Genomic DNA, 19,297 nt, shown 5'->3' on the forward strand with positions numbered 1-19,297 from the left:
CGGAAAAGGTAAAACTGTTGCCATATCCTCCGCTCGGGCGTAAATTCAGCCAATGAAATCAAAAGCATCTTCCCCTTTCTGGGTGCCTATATATGCCTTCCTGACCACAATCATTGCAGGTGGTTTGTTACTGAAACTGGACGTTTGCCATCCGGGCAAACCGCTTTCATTCCTTGATGCGATATTCACAGCAACATCCGCAGTATGTGTAACCGGGCTTGCTGTAGTTGATACTGGTTCCTTTTTCAGCCGCACAGGTCAAACCGTGATTCTGACGCTGATACAGCTCGGAGGCCTAGGAATCATGACCTATGCCAGCCTTGTAATATATCTTCTAGGTAAAAAGGTCAGCGCGGCAGACCGCATCGCAGTAAGCCAGACACTTATTCACGACCCCTCATTTAATATCGGCAAATTTATTGTCGGAGTAGTAACCGCAGTTCTTTCAATTGAACTGATCGGAGCCGTTCTCCTGAACAGAATGGACCCTCAAGGATTCGCGCCCTACTCTGCAATATTCCACTCCGTATCAGCATTCTGCAATGCGGGATTCTCATTGTATCCAGACAGCCTTTCCACTTGGAAAGATCACGCTGGCATCAACTTTGTGTTCATTGCTCTCATCGTAATGGGCGGCCTTGGATTCTATGTTTTGACTGAGCTGTGGCAGAAATTATGTGATTACATCCGCAGGAAAAAACGCCCTATAACGGCGCATCCCATTTCATGGCAAACACACATAGTGCTTGAAACAACTTTCTTTTTAATCATTGCAGGCGCTGTGGCTCTTTTGCTGGCGGAAAGTTTAAGGGCTCATGCAATACCTAACTTTGAAAGCAATGAACTAAGTGCCTTATTCCAATCAGTCACTTGCCGAACAGCCGGATTCAACACTCTGGATATTTCCAGCATGACCAACGTTTCACTTATTTTCATGATATTTCTTATGCTTATCGGAGGTTCTCCGGGATCGTGCGCCGGCGGTTTGAAAACAACGACCTTCCGCGCCCTTTTCGGATTTGTTCTCGCCAAAATAAGAGGGAGAAGTCAGGTCCGTGTCGGCTGGTACGCTCTGACTGAAGACAGCATAAATAAATCCCTGACCATAATGGCTCTTGCCGGAGTAATCCTCGGAACGGCAGTAATCCTGCTCAGCATAACTGAAGGTGGCAACATTCCCCACACTCAGGCCAGAGGACATTTTATCGAGATTCTGTTTGAAACTGTTTCAGCGTTTGCTACAGTGGGTCTTTCCACCGGAATCACCCCGAAACTGACTTCCGCCGGTAAGGTAATTATCATTTCGCTGATGTTCGTGGGGAGACTCGGTCCGGTATGGCTGTTGACAGCGATTAACAATTGGCAAAGCGAACCTCGCTATAAAGTACCTGAAGACGATCTTTCATTGGGATAATATTTCTATACATTTAAGCGCACATATATTTGGAGAACTAAATGGCAGATAAAATAGAAGTAGGAGTTATCGGACTCGGTAAATTCGGGCTCGAACTGGCCCGCAACTTACGGGAACTCGGTCACGGAGTAACCGGAGTTGACTCCAGTCAGGAAAGAGTAAAAACAGCAAAACCCTATCTGACTCAAGTATTTGAAGCCGATGGAACAGACCAGCAGACGCTTGAACAACTCAGCTTTCAGGACTTTAACTATGTTGTAGTTTCCACCGGAGATTCCATGGAAGCAAGCATTCTGGTTGTTCTCAACTTGCAGGAAATCGGTGTTAAAAAAATCTGGGTCAAAGCCATGAGCGCCGCCCACAAAAAAGTTTTGAGCAAGCTTGGAGTAGATTTCGTTGTCTTTCCAGAACACTTTGCCGCAAAACAATTGGCATATAAGCTCGCAACCCCCGGAATGCTGGATTATCTTTCTATGGGACAGGATGTTCTTATAAAAGAAAAAGAAGTGGGGGAATGGAAAGGAAAAACTTTGAAAGATTTGAATTTAACAAACAATTTTCAAGTTCAGGTGATTGCAATCAGAAAAAACGGAGCGACCGAGCTTAATTTTGTACCCAAAGCCAATGACCCATTACAGGAACATGACATACTCGTCCTGATAGGCGCACACGAAAACCTCTTGAAAATATCTTAGCGCCGGGGATATTACTTGTTGTTTTCGTCTAGATTATAAAGATCTTTTTCAATTTCGCGAAGATGTCTTTCTTCCTCTTCAATTGCGATCATACGATCACGTATCTGATGGGTTTTTTCAATAGCTTCATCAAGCTCAACTCCGGCTGCAACCTGCATTTTGCGTAATAAGGACAAGATATCACTGCGAAGCTTGGTACCAACCTCAGCTGATCCGAATTCCCGGAGCATATCATCATCACTTGTACTCTTTTTAATAATATAAAAAGAGAATTTGCGAGCTTCTTCCACTCCTCTGTTTTTCTCAAGACACATGGTCAGATAACGAAAACAGTTTTCCCAGTCTCCCGCTTCAAAATGAGTTCTGGCTATATTAAAATAAAGATTTTCGTCTTCGCTGTCTAAATCTACCCCTCGATTATAATACTGCAACGCTTCTTTATACATTCCGCTTTTCCGCATAGAAATGCCGAAATCATTAAACATATGCTTATGTTCTACTTTAAAAGCAGATTTAAGCTGCAATACCTTGGAGAATACTTCCTGAGCTTTTTCTATATCCCCTTTATCAAGATAAGTAAGACCAAGCCCGAAAGTAGCGCGAACATTACCCTCGTCCACCTCCAGTGCTCCGGCATACTCCATCTCGGCACTGTACAGTTCACCTTGAGCTCTATGACTTTCCCCTCTTTGTACCGTTTTATCCAAAGTATCCATACCGGGGCGGACTTCCTGATGCCAATAATCCAATTCCAAACTATAGTCTGAAGAAAATTCTTCGCTGGATACTAATTTAATAGGACCAGTGGGAACATGGCTAGAGTTAATCTCTTGCAATTCAAACATTTCTCCGGGGGTTTCACGCACCAGCCAGTACTTTTTTTTATTTCCCCGGGCTTCAGCTTCTGACTTAAGGGAAACTACTGTAACTAATTCAGGAGTAGTTTTTTCCTCCTTCTTTGACGGAGGCTGATACTTAAAAAATGTAGTATTTGATCCCATTTTATTTACCTCTTAAGAGGCCTTTAAAAAATTTATAGAAAGTTAATGATATAAATAAAAAACAGCCTGTTCAATTCTGGAACTTCTCAAGAAAATCGGCTAGGTTTCCGAGCAATGCATAAATATCATATAATTATCGGATTAGTAGCGCTTGTCCTTATCTTGCCCATTTTTGCGGCAAAAAGCCATGCTAGAAATTTTCTACATAAAGCACCCATAATCAACTGTAAAATTCTAAACTCATTTCCACACGACGAATCCGCCTATACTCAAGGTTTTTTATATCACGATAATTTTTTCTACGAAAGCACAGGAAAGCACGGGCACTCTTCCATCCGCAAAATTGAACCGGAAAGCGGCAGGCTGTGCACTGAATATAAAATTGATCAGAACCTTTTCGGCGAGGGGCTATGCCTCTGGAATAAAAAAATATTTCAGCTCACATGGAAATCTGGAAAGTGCTTCGTATATGATTCAAAGTCCCTTGCACGCACAGGTTCATTCAAATACAAAGGCCAAGGCTGGGGACTCACCTCTGACGGACAATTTTTAATTCAAAGTAATGGTTCAGATTCGCTGACATTCCGGGACCCGCATGATTTCAAGAAAATAAACACTCTTAAAATCACTGACGGCAACACAAAAATATCCCGCTTAAATGAACTTGAGTATGCAGACGGAGTCATCCTTTGTAATGTATGGTACAAGGATAAAATCGGTGCTATTGACCCTGTAAGCGGGAAAATAAAATTCTGGCTGGACATTTCCAACCTTCGTCCTCTTGCGGGAAAAAAAGCGGAAGTTGCCAACGGGATTGCATGGGACAATAAAAATAAACGACTTTTCGTCACTGGTAAATTCTGGAATAAAATCTTTGAAATTAAATTACATCAACCGAAGCAAATTACATCTGACTTATAATATATGAACAAATCACTAGGCATTTGCGCCGGAGCCTCGACCATAGGCATGGTCCTAATTTCTTTAGAGAACGGAAAAACAACCGTTCTTAAAACCGCCTCGGTTTCTCACGAAGGAAACCCCGCTGCGACAATTCTTTCCACTTTGAAAAAATTCGGCAACCTCGAAAACATACGCATTGCAACCACGGGCAGAAAATTCAGACACCTCTTAAATCTGCCATCCATATCCGAACCGCAAGCCCTTGAGTCCGCCCTGTCCTTTATTGATCTTGCAAAAGAGGGTTACCGCACACTTCTCAGTGCGGGCGGCGAAACGTTTATGGCATATCTTCTAAGCCCGGAAGGTAAGGTCGAAACGGTTCATACCGGGAATAAATGTGCATCCGGTACAGGTGAATTTCTTGTGCAGCAACTCAGTCGTATGGGCCTTGATCTTAAATCAATGGCTGATATGGATGAAAACCTGCCTCCGCACAAAGTTTCAGGCAGATGCTCGGTATTTTGTAAAAGTGATTGTACTCACGCCCTGAACAAGGGAATCGAAAAAGACGCAGTTGTTGCCGGACTGGCCCGCATGATGGCCGGAAAATGTTTAGAGCTGCTCAGGAAACTTCCTTCTGATAAAGTAGCTCTCATCGGAAGCTGTACCCTGAACAAGTTCATGGTCAGAGAACTGAAAAAAGAATTACCGGACCTTGTCATTCCAGAGCATGCCAACTGTATGGAAGCTCTCGGAGCCGCTTTGTGGGCTGCTGAGAACGGAAAAGTTCACTCCGATAATTTCAGTGAACTGATTATTAAAGGAAACACCAGTTTTACCTTTTTACCCCCTCTTAAGGATTACATAAATTTCGTAGAATTCCATGAAGAAGAACAAGCTGAATTTACTTCCGGCAACAAGCTTGCGTTAGGTCTTGATGTAGGTTCGACAACAACGAAAGGCGTTCTGGTCGATCTCTCAACTCTTAAAATCATCGCATCCTGCTACCTGCGCACTGACGGAGACCCAATCGGAGCCTCGCGCAACGTATACTCCGAACTGGCAAAACAGATTCCCACGGGAACTACAGCCGAAATTATGGGTGTCACAGGATCAGGACGCAACATTGCAGGCCTTCATGCCGGAACCGAAGGCATCATTAATGAAATTACCGCACACGCCGCAGCGGCAGTTCATTACAATCCAGAAGTTGATACAATTTTTGAAATCGGTGGACAGGATGCCAAATATACTTGGCTGAAAAATTCAGTCCCATGCGATTATGCCATGAATGAGGCATGCAGCGCCGGAACCGGATCATTTCTGGAAGAAAGCGCCAAAGAAACGCTTGGAATTGAAGTAACCGATATCGCAGACGTGGCTTTCAAAGGACAGAATCCACCCAATTTCAACGATCAATGCGCGGCCTTTATCGGATCAGATTTAAAGCTGGCAAGTCAAGAAGGAGTGCCGCTTGATGATATGATCGCAGGTCTGGTTTATTCTATATGTATCAACTATTCCAATCGGGTTAAGGGCAACCGCACACTTGGAAACAAAATTTTCATGCAGGGCGGAGTCTGCTATAACAAAGCCGTTCCTGTTGCCATGGCGGCCCTTACCGGCTGTAAAATAATCGTGCCTCCACATCCCGGTTTGACAGGAGCTTTCGGAGTAGCCCTCGAGGCTGCAAAACGTACACAGCAGGGAATACTCTCCGAAGGAATATTTGATCCAGAACTACTCTCGAAAAGAAAAGTTCACTACAAATCTCCCTTTATCTGCAACGGTGCAGGCAGAGACTGCGACTTAGGATGTTCCATCGCCCGCATTGAAATAAATAATAAAATTTTCCCATTCGGCGGCATCTGTAACAGATTTGATAATTCTAAAATTTCCGCTCATAAAATCGAAGGGGAAGACCTCATTACATGGCGCGAAAAAAGAGTTTACCGCGACCTGAAAGAGCCTGAAAAAGGTCAACCCGTTATCGGTATGAACCGCTCACTACTGATGAATACGTGGTTTCCGTTCTACAATACTTTTTTCCGCACGCTCGGATTCGGAGTCAGGCTCCCTTCCTCGGTCGATGCCGAAAGTATTGAACAAAAAGGCGCTCCCTTCTGCCATCCCGTTGAGCTTGCTCACGGCAGCATGGGCGAACTGTTAAAGCTGAATACAGACCATATTTTCCTGCCTCATGTACGATCACTGCCACTTAAAAGCGGCGACCGTTCTTCCGCGTGCGTACTTGTGCAGGGAGAACCTTACTATTTGCGTTCAGCCTTTCCCGAACTTGAAAACAGATCAGTGCTGACTCCTGTAATTCATATGCAGGAAGGAATAGATCAAGTCCGCAAAGTTCTCGTTAAAACAGCAAAAAATCTCGGTATAAAATCAGGTAAAGCCACACAAGCTTTTGACGAAGCTGTTACAGCGCAGAACCTATTTTTTGATGACCTTCTCAAAAAAGGTGAGCAGTTCTTAATAGGCCTCAAAAATAATCCGGAAAAGAATGCTGTAGCCCTCTTCGGTAGGCCGTATAATGCCTTCAATTCATGGGCTAATAAATCAATCCCTGCCAAATTTTCCACACGTTCTATCGATATTATTCCTTGCGATATGCTGCCCAGAACGGAAAATGGAGAAACCGAAGGATGTAATAAAGACCGCAACATGTACTGGGCAACGGGTGAACAGATTTTAGATTCAGCGGATTATGCGGCAAAACATCCGCAGCTTTTCGGTACATTCATCACAAATTTTTCATGCGGACCGGACTCGTTTCTGCTCAGCCATTTCAGACGCGCCATGGGCAAAAAACCATCACTTACACTTGAGCTGGACAGCCACACCGCGGATGCCGGAATAGAAACCCGCATTGAAGCCTTTCTTGATATTGTAAACGGTTTCAAACGGCAGAATATTAATCCAGACTCAAACAAAAAAGATTTTATTCCCGCACGCAGTGAAACCCGCAATAAAATTTCAGGGATCACTGATTCCAAAGGAAAATGGCGTCCTATAAACGATCCCGAGGTAATTCTCCTTATTCCTAGCCTCGGAGAAATAAGCACAGATTTTCTAGCAGCCTCAATGAGCAGAGACAATATCCGCTACAAGGTGCTGCCCCACGCTGACGAAAAAGCACTTAAACTGGGACGAAATAATTCATCATGCAAAGAATGCCTCCCGTTGCAATTAACAGCCGGAGCTTTGCTTGCTCATCTTGAAGAAAGAAAAGAATCCGAAGTTTCACTCTTCCTTATGCCCACAGCAAAGGGACCGTGCCGTTTCGGTCAGTACTCTGTCTTTATGAATGATCTTGTCAGCAGACTGGAAATACCGGACCTTGCTATTTTTTCTCCGAGCTCTACGAAAGGTTACGGAGGATTAAGCACAAAAGTAACTCTCGGCATATGGCAGGGAATAGTTGCCGGATCTATTCTTGAAGACATCCACGCAACTATTGTGACAGCAGCAAAGGACAAGGAAAACGCACTCAAGCGGTTCTGGAAAGTACGACAAAATCTGCTTGATGCCATGAAAACGGATTGGAAAGAATTTTCAACAGCACTTCACAAGGGAGCTAAAGATCTTTCCGTCATTGAGCTTGAAAAACCTATTAATGAATATCCCGTAATTTCACTTCTCGGTGAAATATATGTCCGGCACGATCCACTTGCACGGCGCAATCTGCCCGAGCGGCTTTCAGCGGAAGGATTTATTGTACGGGTTGCCCCTGTGCTGGAATGGATGAAATATACGGATTGGCTGAATCGCAAAGGACTTGAAGGTAAAGCCGGACTGGGGTCCATCATCAAACAAGGGATAAAAGGATATTTTGAAAAACGGATTCGCTCTATCCTGTCAGCAAGCGGACTTGTAAACTTCGCCGGGCCGGATATTCAGGAAATAATAAAAACAGCCGCGCCTCATATTTCAAAACAACTCACAGGCGAAGCTGTGCTTACAGTCGGAGCCTCGCTGCATGAAATTATAACTCCATCCTGCGGAGTTATTTCTATCGGTCCTTTCGGCTGTATGCCCTCTCGAGTAGCAGAATCAATACTCAGCGAAAATTTCAAAGCCATATCCGCAGGTAAAAAAGCTTCGTCTGTTCTTGAGGATGACACAAGACTCCCCTTTCTCGCCATAGAAACAGACGGAAACCCTTTTCCTCAGCTAATCGAGGCCCGCCTCGAAGCGTTCTGCTTACAAGCCTCAAGACTACATATCCGCCAGCTCACACCGAAAAACAAGTAAATCTATTCTAAAAAATTATTACAAGACATTAAGATTACATTCTTTAAATCTTAATTTCTGCCAAGACCTTCCTTGATATCGACACCTTGATTATGATACCGAGTTTCTACTTTAATGGTGTCGTTGTTATTTTGTATTCATACTGGAGGGAATTGTGAGGCTTAAGTTTTTAGGATTATTGCTATTAGTAATGATGATCTCTGTATCTGGCTGTAAAACTGCTGGAACAGGTAAAGGCGGAGAGACTAACTATTCAATGTTCTTTACACCTGCTGACCACATCACGCAGTTGGTACAGCAAAAAGACCTGCTTAAAGCAGAACAAGTCTGGGTGCAGAATAAAGCTTTTTTCAATGAAAATCCTGAAAACCACCCACAGTTAGAAGCACTTGCTTCATCCATAAAGCTTATGTTTCAGCCTAAACTGACAGCCTCAAAAGCTCGTGTAGATTCTATTACATGGCCTGCTACGGTTGAGCAGTGGCCCATAATTGAAGATAAACTTACAGATGCCAGCGAAATGATTGCAACCGCAACATCTCAATCAATACTTACTGCATTTAATCAGGTTCCGGCTGAGCTTGCTCAGTTGCAGTCTTCCAAAGCAGAAAAAACAAAAATCATCACTGACGGCACAGCAGCAGCATTTCAAAAATACCCGCTTTTAACAGAAAAAAGTTTTTTTGAAGTCTATCCGGTAAAACTTAACAATGCAGATTTTCTGGATTCGCAAACAGATTTCTTCACGAAGACCATCCTTGCCGCAAAAGGAACAGGCGTTCCTCATTTGATGAACACTTACGGCCCTGATCTTTCAGAAAACTTCAAAAACAATCTTGGAGCACAGTACTACAAAAATGCTCTCCGCCGCGTTGCAGGGAAAAGCACACCCTCCTTACGCGCTATAATCAAAGCTTTCCAGAGCACTACAAAAGCCGGATTCGACGTCGCTGAAATTCCGGATTGTAAAATTGCCTTCGTCAGAGTTACCAGTAAAACAATGATGAAACAGCACGGCATTGAATTCGGGCTCGGCATTGACGTAGATATGCCCATTCAGGCTGAACAGGCTGAAGCACACGGAATGTTCAATTCGCAAACCGCAAAAGATGCGGATATCGTAATCCTGATCAATGAAGCTGTTTCAAAAATAAACCGCAAAACAACCGGCTACAAAGCAGAAAAAAGTAAGCTAATCACTGGGTATCGCGAAACTTACAATAATAAATACGATAAAGCTCAGATGATTTACCAGAACGCTCAAATGGCTAACAACGGCCTCCAATACAGAATCAACCAATTTAAAGCTCAGGGACTTGGCGGAGCTCTTGCATTAATGACAATGCAGTCAGAGATTGATCTGAATGAAAAACATTTTTTATCAGCTCAGGCCAATGCCACAAATACTCCGCGCATGCTGAATCTGCCAGTCTATCAAAAATACAACTACAAAATTGTAACTGTAAAAGACGCAAAACAGGCTTCAGTTCAATACTACATCATCGACCGCCGCAATAAATCCTACTATGAAAATCATTTTGATATAACACAGCAGCGTACTTTTAAAGTTGCTTACGGTGTTCAGGATGAAGACCCGGAAGCGAATTCTATCCTGTCCAAGTTCAAAACAGAGCAGGACCTTGAAAACTATGAAAAACAGCCTGTCAGCGTCAATTTGTCCGACATTTTAGGACATTATGCTTCGCAGAGAGGCAAAGACAAAAAATATAAAAATATAGCTAAAATTCAAAAATCTATTCTCAATGACCGGAACAAGGCTTTGGCTGAATTCTACTCAAATAAATATGATTCCGACACCGGAAACGATCCACGCTTTGATTCTGTTGTCGTCGTTTTCAACCCGCAAGGCGGAATGGGAAGCGGATTCTTTGTCACAGACGATGTCATTCTGACAAACTTTCACGTGGTTGAAGGAAGTCAGTTTGCTGAAATGAAACTCCATAATAATATGGAAACATTCGGTAAGGTGATGGTTTATGACATGCACCGCGACCTTGCTCTGATAAAAATACAGACACGCGGAAAACCAGTCACATTCTACTCGGAAAGAACCTTGCCCGCAGGTGTTACTCTCGAAGCGATAGGTCATCCCGAAGCATATCCTTACACCATTACCCGCGGTGTTTTCAGCGCGTACAGAAACCTTCAAGGCATGGGCCCGGCTCCTTCAGGCCGCAAGGTTCGCTACATTCAAACTGATGCCCCCATTAACCATGGTAACTCCGGCGGACCTTTGTTCTATAAAGATAAGTTGGTCGGTGTGAACACATGGGGACTCTCCAAACAAGCAACCGAAGGCCTTAACTTCTCAGTACATTACGCCGAAGTCATCGACTTTCTTAAACAAAACGGCATCAATTATCGCAAATAGGTATTTTAAATGACAAATAAAACAAGAATATTCAGCACTCTTCTGGCAATTATAGCTTTGACAATGATCCTCTCCGGTTGTCAGTCCAGACAGCGTATGGGAATGGTCAGAGAAAAAGGCACAGGTTTGATGTATGGTTCCTACATGAACGGCAACCTGTTCATGGACCCGTCACAGTTTTCAAACCCGACAATTAAATTATCTATCCGCAACACATCCGGTGACCCTGCGGTCGACCTGAAAGCTCTTCGCAATGATATTGAAAAAGCATACATCGAAAAAGGGTACAAGATTACCAAAGGCAAAAAATACGGTATTCATATTGATATCAACATGCGTTATTCCGGCCAGATATCCACAAACATGGCTATTGAATACGGCCTGCTTGGCGCGGCAACCGGCGGTTATGTCGGAAGTAAAAGTCCGAGCAGCATGGACGGCGCAGTACTCGGCACAGCCGGAGGTGCTACAGTCGGAGCAGTTCTCGGCAGCTATTCTACCGAAGACACGTACATAATGGTCGCTGACATTGCGATAGGACTTGTTGATTCCCTTGCCAAAAGAAAAAAATACGTGATCAACTTCGGTGACACTCAGATCAAAAAATATAATGAAGAAACCGGATTCACCGCATATCGAGCCCGTGAAAAATCACAGGTTGCTGTTTATGCGGGCGGTGACAACACTCACCAGTCTGAAATAGTTAGCGGCGTCACCTCACGATTCAAAAGAATACTCGAAGACGCAATCTAACCGCCTTCAATTTAGAACGACATCAATAAAAAAGTCTCCCCATTTACAATGTGGAGACTTTTTTTAAGAAACAAGAAAAATAACAGGCACATAAAACATATATTTTATTATAGGACTAAAAAAACAGTGTTATGCAAAATAATATGGTTATTTAACTGTTGAACACTGCTCAACTTGGTGGTAGGGCGGTTTTAGTTTTTTAAATATCACATTTCAGGAAGTATAAAATATGAGCGATAAACACCACAAAGCCGGACATTCAGTAAGAGATGCCTTTACATCAAATCTTGGAATGCTTGCCGCAACTTTAGGTTCTGCTGTTGGCCTCGGAAACATCTGGAAATTTCCGTCCATGACCGGAACAAACGGCGGGGCCAGTTTCCTTTTCGTATATCTAGCCTGCACAGTTGTTGTCGGCCTTCCCGTTATGATCTCAGAAATTATGCTGGGCCGTACAGTCAAAGCAAATGCCATCACCACTCTGCGCAAACTCTCTCCCAAAGGTCAGCCTTGGGGAATTGTCGGAATATCCGGCGTTGTTGCTGCTTTTTTAATTCTCTGTTTCTACACCGAAGTAGCTGGATGGGTTTTTGCTTATATATTCAAAGGAATTTCAGGCTCAATCCTTACAACCGACCCTACAATAGCCTCAGCGGCATTTGCAGATCTTATCTCTGATCCAGTTCAATCAATAGGCTGGCAATGGTTTGTAATCATATTTGTTTCAATAATCATCACTTTCGGTATTTCCAAAGGCATTGAAAAAGTCACCATTAAATTGATGCCTATTCTCTTTTTACTGCTGCTCGTCATCTGCGGCAGAAGCCTGACTCTGCCCGGAGCAGAAAAAGGACTTGAATTTCTTTTTGCGCCCGACTTCTCCAAAATTTCCGGCTCTGTCATTTTGATGGCAATGGGGCTTGCCTTCTTCAAACTTTCCATCGGAATGGGAACCATGATGACTTATGGTTCATACTTTAAAAATTCCCAGAACATTCCTTTAACAGCAACCCGCGTAGTACTGGCAGATCTTCTGATCTCCCTGCTGGCAGGTATCGCCATTTTCCCGGCTGTATTCGCATACGGTTTTGATGTGTCAGCAGGACCTTCTCTGCTTTTCATCACAATCCCTGCGGTGTTCGCATCCATGCCTATGGGCCATCTGTTCGCAGTTCTCTTCTTTGTATTAACAGCTGTGGCGGCAACAGGAGCAATGCTGTCTCTATTTGAAGTGCCGGTTGCCTACCTTTGTGAAGCACGCCAAATGTCGCGCAAGGCAGCCACTCTCACAACAGCACTGCTGATAATGCTCCTAGGTGCTCCGGCGGCACTTTCAAGCAGTCTGACCAAAGATGTAAAAGTTTTCGGTATGAACTTCTTTGACCTTTTCGACTTTCTTTCCTCCAATCTCTGCATGCCCGCAGGAGGATTGCTCATCTGCATTTTCACCGGCTGGGTATTTGGTAAAGACAGATTCAAAGCAGAGCTTAGCAATCATGGACTCATCAAAAACGAAAAAGTTGTCGATGTGTTATTCTTCCTCATCAAGTATGTGAGCCCGTTACTTGTTGCAATTGTCATGATGAATATGCTCAAAGTTTTTTAAATAAACAAAGCTGACTCGTTATATAAAACCGAAAAAGGTCGCCTCAGATTATCTGAAGCGACCTTTTTTATTAGAAAATCGAATTAAAACTATTCAGTATCATGAAAAGTTTCACGCACTTCGGCTAGTCCTTTGCGATATCCTTCAGCATCACCATACTGGAAAAAATGACGATAACGGCTATGCACAGACTTAACCGGACGGGCATGACGAATAGGACACCAGTACTGCTCTGTTCTTGCCCCGACCTCACGCACAAACCCGATAAGTCCGTTAAAATAGCTGCAATAAAAGCAATTAGCTTTTTCGATTAAATTTAAATACTTTAGAGTATGGCGATCAAGCACAACATAATCTCTGCGTTTCACCCTCGGAATTCCGTAAACAGGGAAGCACATAAGCTGATACAGCCAGACCGTAACATCCAAAATTAAGGCCGGAACAATAGGCATCCAGATAAACGGCAGAGTTAGAATAACCCAGATCCCTGAATCGTATACATAATCAACCCATCTAGCGGCAAACTCCCGATGAGCAGCCTTTACATCTGCGCTGAAACGCACCTTTCTTTCCTGTACCGTATAAAAAAACTTATTTTGCACATTCCGCAATTCACCACGAAGATCTCTTTCAAGGTCATCAATTTTACCGAGGATTACATCTATTTTATTCATTTGCTACCTTGTCTGTGACTTTCGTTTCAGATTCTATTGTGACCTGCTTCAAGTATCAATTTCCGTTTAGCCTGACATAGTAACCATTAAAAAAATAGTGCTTTTTCTTCAAGTGCCACAAGTCGTATAGAAGTAAAAAGGCCGCTTCGCAAAAAACGAAGCGGCCTTATAAATAGAATTAAGACTCAGAGATTAAAACAAAACAATATCACTTTGAACGACATCGTCACCTTCAACCGTGGCAATAAGCTCTCCTGGTCCGACAACGGTAACATCTAAATCATAAAACAATTTATCATTAGTCGGATCATAGATAAAATAAGCTCCAGTACCAGTTGCTCCAGTACCGGTATCAGCATAATCAGCAACAGTCTGGAACAGACCGGAACTGTAACTGACAGAGCTGAACTTAAAAGTATCGTTAGCTGAAATGAAATTTGTCACAGTATCTCCTCCCTGTCCGGAAGAAGTGTAACGGATCTCATTATTACCAGAACCTACGATCAGCAGGTCAGCCCCCACTAAACCAGTAAGGGTATCATTACCGGCGCCTGCGGTGATAGTGTTAGCATTTCCATTACCAATAAGAATATCTGCATAGCCGGAGCCTATCACGTTATTTACACCATGAAGAGTATCTATCCCGATTCCTGAATAATTAGTGCCAGTTCCAATAGCCTCACCGGAACTTAAGTCTAAATCAACAGAAACTCCTCCGATTGCATCTTCGTAAGAGGTTGTGTCGGTGCCATTCATACTTTCTATAAAATCATTTCCATTGCCACCGATAAATGTAGCAGCATTAGTTCCACCGAAAAAAGAATCGCCATACATTGAGCCGATTACACCTTCAAAACTTGTCAGTGAATCAATATCATCCCCATGTGTTGCTGTCCCGGAATCCATACACACAGTAACAAGAGTCGAAGAACTGGCATATGATACATAGTCAAGTCCGTCGCCACCATTCAGGGTATTAGATCCGCTGTCACCGCCAATTGTATCATCGCCGGCTCCACCAAGAATATAATCATTCCCGTGATCGCCGAAAATATGATCGTTTCCAGTATCACCATAAAGAGTATCATTTGAACCCGCCCCATGAATTGTATCGTTTCCGCCTAGACCGTTAATATAGTCAGTATTCGCTGTTCCTATCAAAGTATCATCACCGGAAGTTCCGTAAACCCAAGTAATCCCGTCATCAGAGGTATGCGTATGCCCTTCCCCATCATCAGGAATATCACCTGTCCCGGTATTTTCGATCAACTCTAGAATATCATCGTCGGTCGGAATATCTTCCAGCTTTTGAAGTAATTCCTGCGCTGTGACTAAATCTCCCTGAGCAAGGGCTTCCAGAGCATCTTGAGCAAGTCCGAGCATAAAGGCATCAACTGATTCGCCTAAACCTAATTCACCGGCCAATTCACCACCCAGCATAACGCCGACGCCTGCCTCAAGCTCGCCTCCTTCGCCTCCTTCGGCTCCTTCAGCTCCTTCTTCGCCTTGCTGTTCGCCATCGTCCTGTTGATCCTGCTCTTCCTGATCACGCTGTTCCTGAATCTCCTGCTCAGCCTGAACAGCGGCCGGAGCGATAGACTGGAACTGTTCAAATTCCTGAATCGTCATTGGACGAACCGTACTCATAAGACCGGATGCAGCAATATCGACCAACGCACGAGGTGTTGAAATCTGACGAATCTGACCGTCGATACTTTGAATCAACAAAGCCTTACCACTGTGAATTTCTTCAACCCCGTGCTTTTCGCCATCCGGGCCGATTTCATGAACAGTAATAGTTCCTCGAATTCCGATAGTCGCAAGAGGAGAACCGACCTTGAACCTTTCTGGATTCTGCTCGGCAATCTTACCCGTCACCATACGGAAAGTTCCTTGACTCATTTTAAAGAGAAGTTCGGACGCTGTGTCATCCGTGTTATCATATATATAGTCGTCAAGGGAGATTGAAGAATCCGCCCCTTGAGAAAGAAGAGTATCGTCAACAAACCGGATTTCCGCAGTACTTCCAGGTCCGGTAATCAATTCCTCGCCCGCATAAACAGGAGCACCGGATTGAACCGTCCTCATACCGGAATCAGACTGAAGGAAAACCTCACCATTAGCGGCAAGAACAACACCGATAGAACTTAAGTCAGCATTTTGTGCAGGTGACATAATACACCTCGAGTTTTAAATTACCCCATAATATATAGTAACCCCGTTTTAAAACTTATCAAGATAGTAATAACATTTTTTTTAGAGCCTAAATGTAGTACTTAATATTTGGGTTAGATATCAAATGCTTCTTTAAAAACATTTTTTACACAATTTAATATAACATATTTAGACAAAAACTAATAACAATTAGTTAAAAAACACCAAAAGAGCATTTTTGCAAACAAAAAACCCGCATTTCCCATAAAAACAGAGGAAAATGCGGGTAATTATTTCAAAATGAGAATAATTTGTGTAAAAATATTTACCTTAATCTAAGCCTTCGCTGCCGGAGGAACAGGGCCCTTCTTAATTCCCCAGACAAAAAGTAGAAGCCCGACCAGAATCATTGGTACACAAAGCAATTGTCCCATAGTAAGCCAGCCGAAGGCAAGGAATCCCAACTGCGGATCAGGTTGTCTGAAAAATTCTACAAACGCCCTGAACATTCCATATCCAATTAAAAATAGACCGGTGGTCGTTCCTCTCGGACGCGGTTTTGCAGACCAGAACCACAAAATTAAAAATAACAAAAGACCCTCGAGAGCACCTTCATAAAGCTGAGACGGATGACGCGGCAGATCACCGGCCCGCTGACTTGGAAAAACCATTCCCCAAGGAACGTCCGTGGTCCTCCCCCACAGCTCACCATTAATAAAGTTACCTATTCTACCGCAAAGCAACCCTAGCGGCGCAAGCGGGGTCATAAAATCACCGACATCAAGAGTTGCCCTGTCAGTGGATTTAGCAAATCTCCATGCCACAATAGCAACACCTGCCGCCCCTCCGTGAAAAGACATTCCGCCTTTCCACACAGCGAAAATATCAACAGGATGCGCAATAAAATAGGCAGGTTCATATATGAGACAATAACCGACTCGTGCTCCCACAACCAAACCGACAACAAGCCATGTGATAAGGTCATCAACCTGTATAGGAGTCCAATTATTCGTCGGCTTTGAAGCGCGATAGCGACCAAGCCCCCACGCAAAGGCAAACCCTATCATATACATAAGGCCGTACCAGTTGGCTTTAAGCGGTCCAATTTGAAAAGCGGTGGTATCAAATTCCGGTAATACAATCATATTTAATTCCCTGCTATTTGAAAAAATTCAATATCAAAATCTATAACAAGTGGACTTTGTTTCCCGAACAAATTCAGTTACAATCAGACAATAGGAAATACAAGGAAATCCCATGAAAGAACAAAAAGATTTTGACATTTTAGAAATGCCTGCCGAAGGGTTGGCTGCCTATTGGCTTTCAATTAAAAAACTTATCGACGTCAAGCGCAGCAAAAAAGTACTTGATGAAGAAATTAAATACACTCGCGAACCGTTTATCAAACATCTGCTTGAAACCGCATTTTCAGAACTGGATGAGCCAATCATCCGCCGTCTGGCTGAAGCAAAATCTGAAACAATTTCTGACGAATACTCACGCAAACTGTCATCCATGTGTATTGCCCTGCTTGCAATGTCTTCACAGGAAAATCCCCGCATATCTTTCGTACGCATGGCCTCGCAATACCCGACATCGCTTATCTCTGAAAAAAAAGCATTCACTCTGGCTCACGGATTATTGGACGGATTGAATGACAAAGAATCCGACCAGAATGTTCTTCTGGAATTCGACCATAAACTTCAAGGGGACAGACTGCTCGTGAAGATGCTTTTCCACATCATACTGAGTCGCAAAGAAGGAAAACAGCAACTTGAACAATTCATACCGCACATCAAAACCCCGTTTTATGCGAACGGCCTTACTCAGGTAATTGACGGATTTGAACACAGAGTTCTCAGATTAAATTTAACAGCACAAAGTAAGGAAATATTGAAATATTCTAGCCGTAAAATGCAGATGGCTACTGAAATGTGTATTGGAATAAGAAACAAGCTTAATTATGACGACATTTTCAAAATTGCCAGAGCTTATATGCCCTGATTACTTTCTTTCCTTTTTAAATTGCAGAGCAGCCTTCACAAAATTTCCAGCCCAACATGGCGCACCGAGAGCGTGAATATGGTTGTAACCGGCATAAACATTATTTTTAATCATCCCGTCAAACCCATCAGCCATGCCTTTCCCGCGACTAAGCTTTAAAGCATAAGAGGGATTTGAATCGGTTCTGCTGATACAAAGAGAATAATGAAATTCATGACCGACAATCTCGGTTCCGACTGGAAAAAAAATATTTTCCTGAATAATTTTTCCTGCGGTATAACCAAGCCCTTGAGGTTTGGCGCATAAACAGGTTGATAGAGGCAAAACTCCTGCCATCGGATATTTCGTCCCTTCATACTCTACGTCATCGCCAAGATACATAAACCCGCCGCACTCAGCATAAATTGGAAGTCCTGAATCAGCTAATCTACTGACGTGCTCTCTTCTATCTTTATTCGCAGAAAGTTCAGGTGCAAGTGTTTCAGGAAATCCTCCACCAAGATAAAGACCATCTATTTCAGGCCAAGGATCATCCGATATAAGTGAAACTTCCTCGATTTTAGCACCGGCCTTTGTCAAAGATTCGAGATTTTCTTCATAGTAAAACCACAAAGCCTCATCACGAACCACACCGATTACAGGATGTTCTTCACTTACGAGTTCTATACCAGACCAGAGAGGTTCCTCATTTTGAGGAATATTGCCTGAATTTGAAGCAATCTCAAAAATTTTATCAAGATCAATGCAATCCTGCGCCATTTTCCCAAGGATTTCTAAGGATTCATCTTGTGGGCCGTATTCTGTATTGGAAACCAGACCCATGTGGCGTTCAGGGATAGGATTTTTGCTGAGTTTAGGAAGCATTCCAAGAACAGGAACGTCTGTATAGGTTTCGATAGATTTTTGCAGAATATTACGATGCCGATCACCGCCTGTACGATTAAGGATAACTCCTGCGAGATTAAAACCGTCTTCAAAGGCTTTGCAACCGGCTACTATGGCGGCAACAGTGCGAGTCATTTTAGTACAATCAATCGCTAAGATCACGGGTGCATTTATTATTCTGGCAAGTTCAGCGGTGGAACAGGTTCCCTCCACATCTTTACCATCAAAAAGACCTCTGTTCCCTTCTACTATTGATATATCTGCCCCTTGCCCCTTCTCAAGAAATAAGGCTTTCAGCTTATCAACAGACATTAAAAAAGGATCCAGATTTGTCGCAGATTGCCCGGAAGCCAGTCCCAGCCATTTTGCATCAATATAATCCGGCCCCTTTTTAAAGGGTTTCACACTCTTGCCGAGATTTTTAAAAGCTCTGCAAAGCCCCAGAGTGACAATGGTTTTACCAGTGCCGCCGCTAAGTCCGGCGAGAACGAGACGAGGAAAATTCATAAAACATTTACCCGCTAAGTCAACGATAGGAATTCAAAACTAA

General features: G+C 43.3%; 13 protein-coding genes. 8 read left to right on the top strand and 5 right to left on the bottom strand.

The features are described from left to right. The first annotated feature begins 52 nt into the window (after positions 1 to 52). Together BLT41_RS14850 and BLT41_RS14855 are read left to right on the top strand one after the other, a co-directional pair. Positions 53 to 1,414, top strand: coding sequence for a TrkH family potassium uptake protein (locus BLT41_RS14850; RefSeq protein ID WP_092162568.1), 1,362 nt, complete (start codon positions 53 to 55; stop codon positions 1,412 to 1,414). Between the two features lie 41 nt (positions 1,415 to 1,455). After that, positions 1,456 to 2,109, top strand: coding sequence for a potassium channel family protein (locus BLT41_RS14855; protein WP_092162570.1), 654 nt, complete (start codon positions 1,456 to 1,458; stop codon positions 2,107 to 2,109). Between the two features lie 11 nt (positions 2,110 to 2,120). Here the strand turns inward: BLT41_RS14855 and BLT41_RS14860 are convergent, their stop codons facing one another. Then, positions 2,121 to 3,110 (bottom strand): tetratricopeptide repeat protein, encoded by a 990-nt coding sequence (locus BLT41_RS14860; protein WP_092162572.1) that lies wholly within the window; start codon positions 3,108 to 3,110, stop codon positions 2,121 to 2,123. A gap of 114 nt (positions 3,111 to 3,224) precedes the next feature. Here BLT41_RS14860 and BLT41_RS14865 point away from each other — a divergent pair, with 114 nt between their 5' ends. The 5 genes from BLT41_RS14865 (at position 3,225) to BLT41_RS14885 (ending at position 13,030) form a co-directional block, all read left to right on the top strand. After that, positions 3,225 to 4,031: a glutaminyl-peptide cyclotransferase gene (locus BLT41_RS14865; RefSeq protein WP_092162573.1), complete on the top strand. Its 807-nt coding sequence runs from the start codon at positions 3,225 to 3,227 to the stop codon at positions 4,029 to 4,031. Between the two features lie 3 nt (positions 4,032 to 4,034). Further along, a complete protein-coding gene (locus BLT41_RS14870) occupies positions 4,035 to 8,279 on the top strand; it encodes an acyl-CoA dehydratase activase (RefSeq protein ID WP_092162574.1) in 4,245 nt (1,414 codons plus the stop codon). Positions 8,280 to 8,433: 154 nt separating this feature from the next. Further along, positions 8,434 to 10,671 (top strand): S1C family serine protease, encoded by a 2,238-nt coding sequence (locus BLT41_RS14875; protein ID WP_244512299.1) that lies wholly within the window; start codon positions 8,434 to 8,436, stop codon positions 10,669 to 10,671. Positions 10,672 to 10,680: 9 nt separating this feature from the next. Continuing rightward, the gene (traT, locus tag BLT41_RS14880) at positions 10,681 to 11,424 is read left to right on the top strand and encodes a complement resistance protein TraT (protein WP_092162575.1); all 744 of its coding nucleotides are present in this window, start codon (positions 10,681 to 10,683) and stop codon (positions 11,422 to 11,424) included. 229 nt (positions 11,425 to 11,653) lie between these two features. Further along, complete coding sequence (locus BLT41_RS14885; RefSeq protein ID WP_092162576.1) at positions 11,654 to 13,030, top strand: sodium-dependent transporter; 1,377 nt, start codon at positions 11,654 to 11,656, stop codon at positions 13,028 to 13,030. 89 nt (positions 13,031 to 13,119) lie between these two features. Here BLT41_RS14885 and BLT41_RS14890 read toward each other — a convergent pair whose 3' ends face one another. From BLT41_RS14890 to lgt, 3 genes are all read right to left on the bottom strand, one after another. Beyond that, entirely contained in the window at positions 13,120 to 13,704 is a 585-nt protein-coding gene (locus tag BLT41_RS14890) for a hypothetical protein (RefSeq protein ID WP_092162577.1), read from the bottom strand. A gap of 192 nt (positions 13,705 to 13,896) precedes the next feature. After that, positions 13,897 to 15,879, bottom strand: a complete 1,983-nt coding sequence (locus tag BLT41_RS14895) for a FecR domain-containing protein (protein ID WP_092162578.1) — start codon at positions 15,877 to 15,879, stop codon at positions 13,897 to 13,899. 314 nt (positions 15,880 to 16,193) lie between these two features. After that, positions 16,194 to 17,003 carry a prolipoprotein diacylglyceryl transferase gene (gene lgt, locus BLT41_RS14900; protein ID WP_092162579.1) on the bottom strand — a complete coding sequence of 270 codons (810 nt, stop codon included), beginning with the start codon at positions 17,001 to 17,003 and terminating at the stop codon, positions 16,194 to 16,196. A 112-nt stretch (positions 17,004 to 17,115) separates the two neighbouring features. Here lgt and BLT41_RS14905 point away from each other — a divergent pair, with 112 nt between their 5' ends. Next, positions 17,116 to 17,862: a MotA/TolQ/ExbB proton channel family protein gene (locus BLT41_RS14905; protein WP_092162580.1), complete on the top strand. Its 747-nt coding sequence runs from the start codon at positions 17,116 to 17,118 to the stop codon at positions 17,860 to 17,862. On the opposite strand, the gene BLT41_RS14910 is transcribed toward BLT41_RS14905, so the two are convergent. Beyond that, complete coding sequence (locus BLT41_RS14910) at positions 17,863 to 19,254, bottom strand: cobyrinic acid a,c-diamide synthase CobB (RefSeq protein ID WP_092162581.1); 1,392 nt, start codon at positions 19,252 to 19,254, stop codon at positions 17,863 to 17,865. Positions 19,255 to 19,297 lie beyond the last annotated feature (43 nt).

The organism is Maridesulfovibrio ferrireducens, from assembly GCF_900101105.1.
Classification (GTDB): domain Bacteria; phylum Desulfobacterota; class Desulfovibrionia; order Desulfovibrionales; family Desulfovibrionaceae; genus Maridesulfovibrio; species Maridesulfovibrio ferrireducens.

Coding starts and splice junctions, on each gene's coding strand:
- BLT41_RS14890 (WP_092162577.1), bottom strand. CDS start 13,704: ATGAATAAAATAGATGTAATCCTCGGTAAAATTGATGACCTTGAAAGA.
- BLT41_RS14860 (WP_092162572.1), bottom strand. CDS start 3,110: ATGGGATCAAATACTACATTTTTTAAGTATCAGCCTCCGTCAAAGAAG.
- BLT41_RS14870 (WP_092162574.1), top strand. CDS start 4,035: ATGAACAAATCACTAGGCATTTGCGCCGGAGCCTCGACCATAGGCATG.
- BLT41_RS14855 (WP_092162570.1), top strand. CDS start 1,456: ATGGCAGATAAAATAGAAGTAGGAGTTATCGGACTCGGTAAATTCGGG.
- BLT41_RS14895 (WP_092162578.1), bottom strand. CDS start 15,879: ATGTCACCTGCACAAAATGCTGACTTAAGTTCTATCGGTGTTGTTCTT.
- lgt (WP_092162579.1), bottom strand. CDS start 17,003: ATGATTGTATTACCGGAATTTGATACCACCGCTTTTCAAATTGGACCG.
- BLT41_RS14905 (WP_092162580.1), top strand. CDS start 17,116: ATGAAAGAACAAAAAGATTTTGACATTTTAGAAATGCCTGCCGAAGGG.
- BLT41_RS14865 (WP_092162573.1), top strand. CDS start 3,225: ATGCATAAATATCATATAATTATCGGATTAGTAGCGCTTGTCCTTATC.
- BLT41_RS14885 (WP_092162576.1), top strand. CDS start 11,654: ATGAGCGATAAACACCACAAAGCCGGACATTCAGTAAGAGATGCCTTT.
- BLT41_RS14850 (WP_092162568.1), top strand. CDS start 53: ATGAAATCAAAAGCATCTTCCCCTTTCTGGGTGCCTATATATGCCTTC.
- BLT41_RS14910 (WP_092162581.1), bottom strand. CDS start 19,254: ATGAATTTTCCTCGTCTCGTTCTCGCCGGACTTAGCGGCGGCACTGGT.
- traT (WP_092162575.1), top strand. CDS start 10,681: ATGACAAATAAAACAAGAATATTCAGCACTCTTCTGGCAATTATAGCT.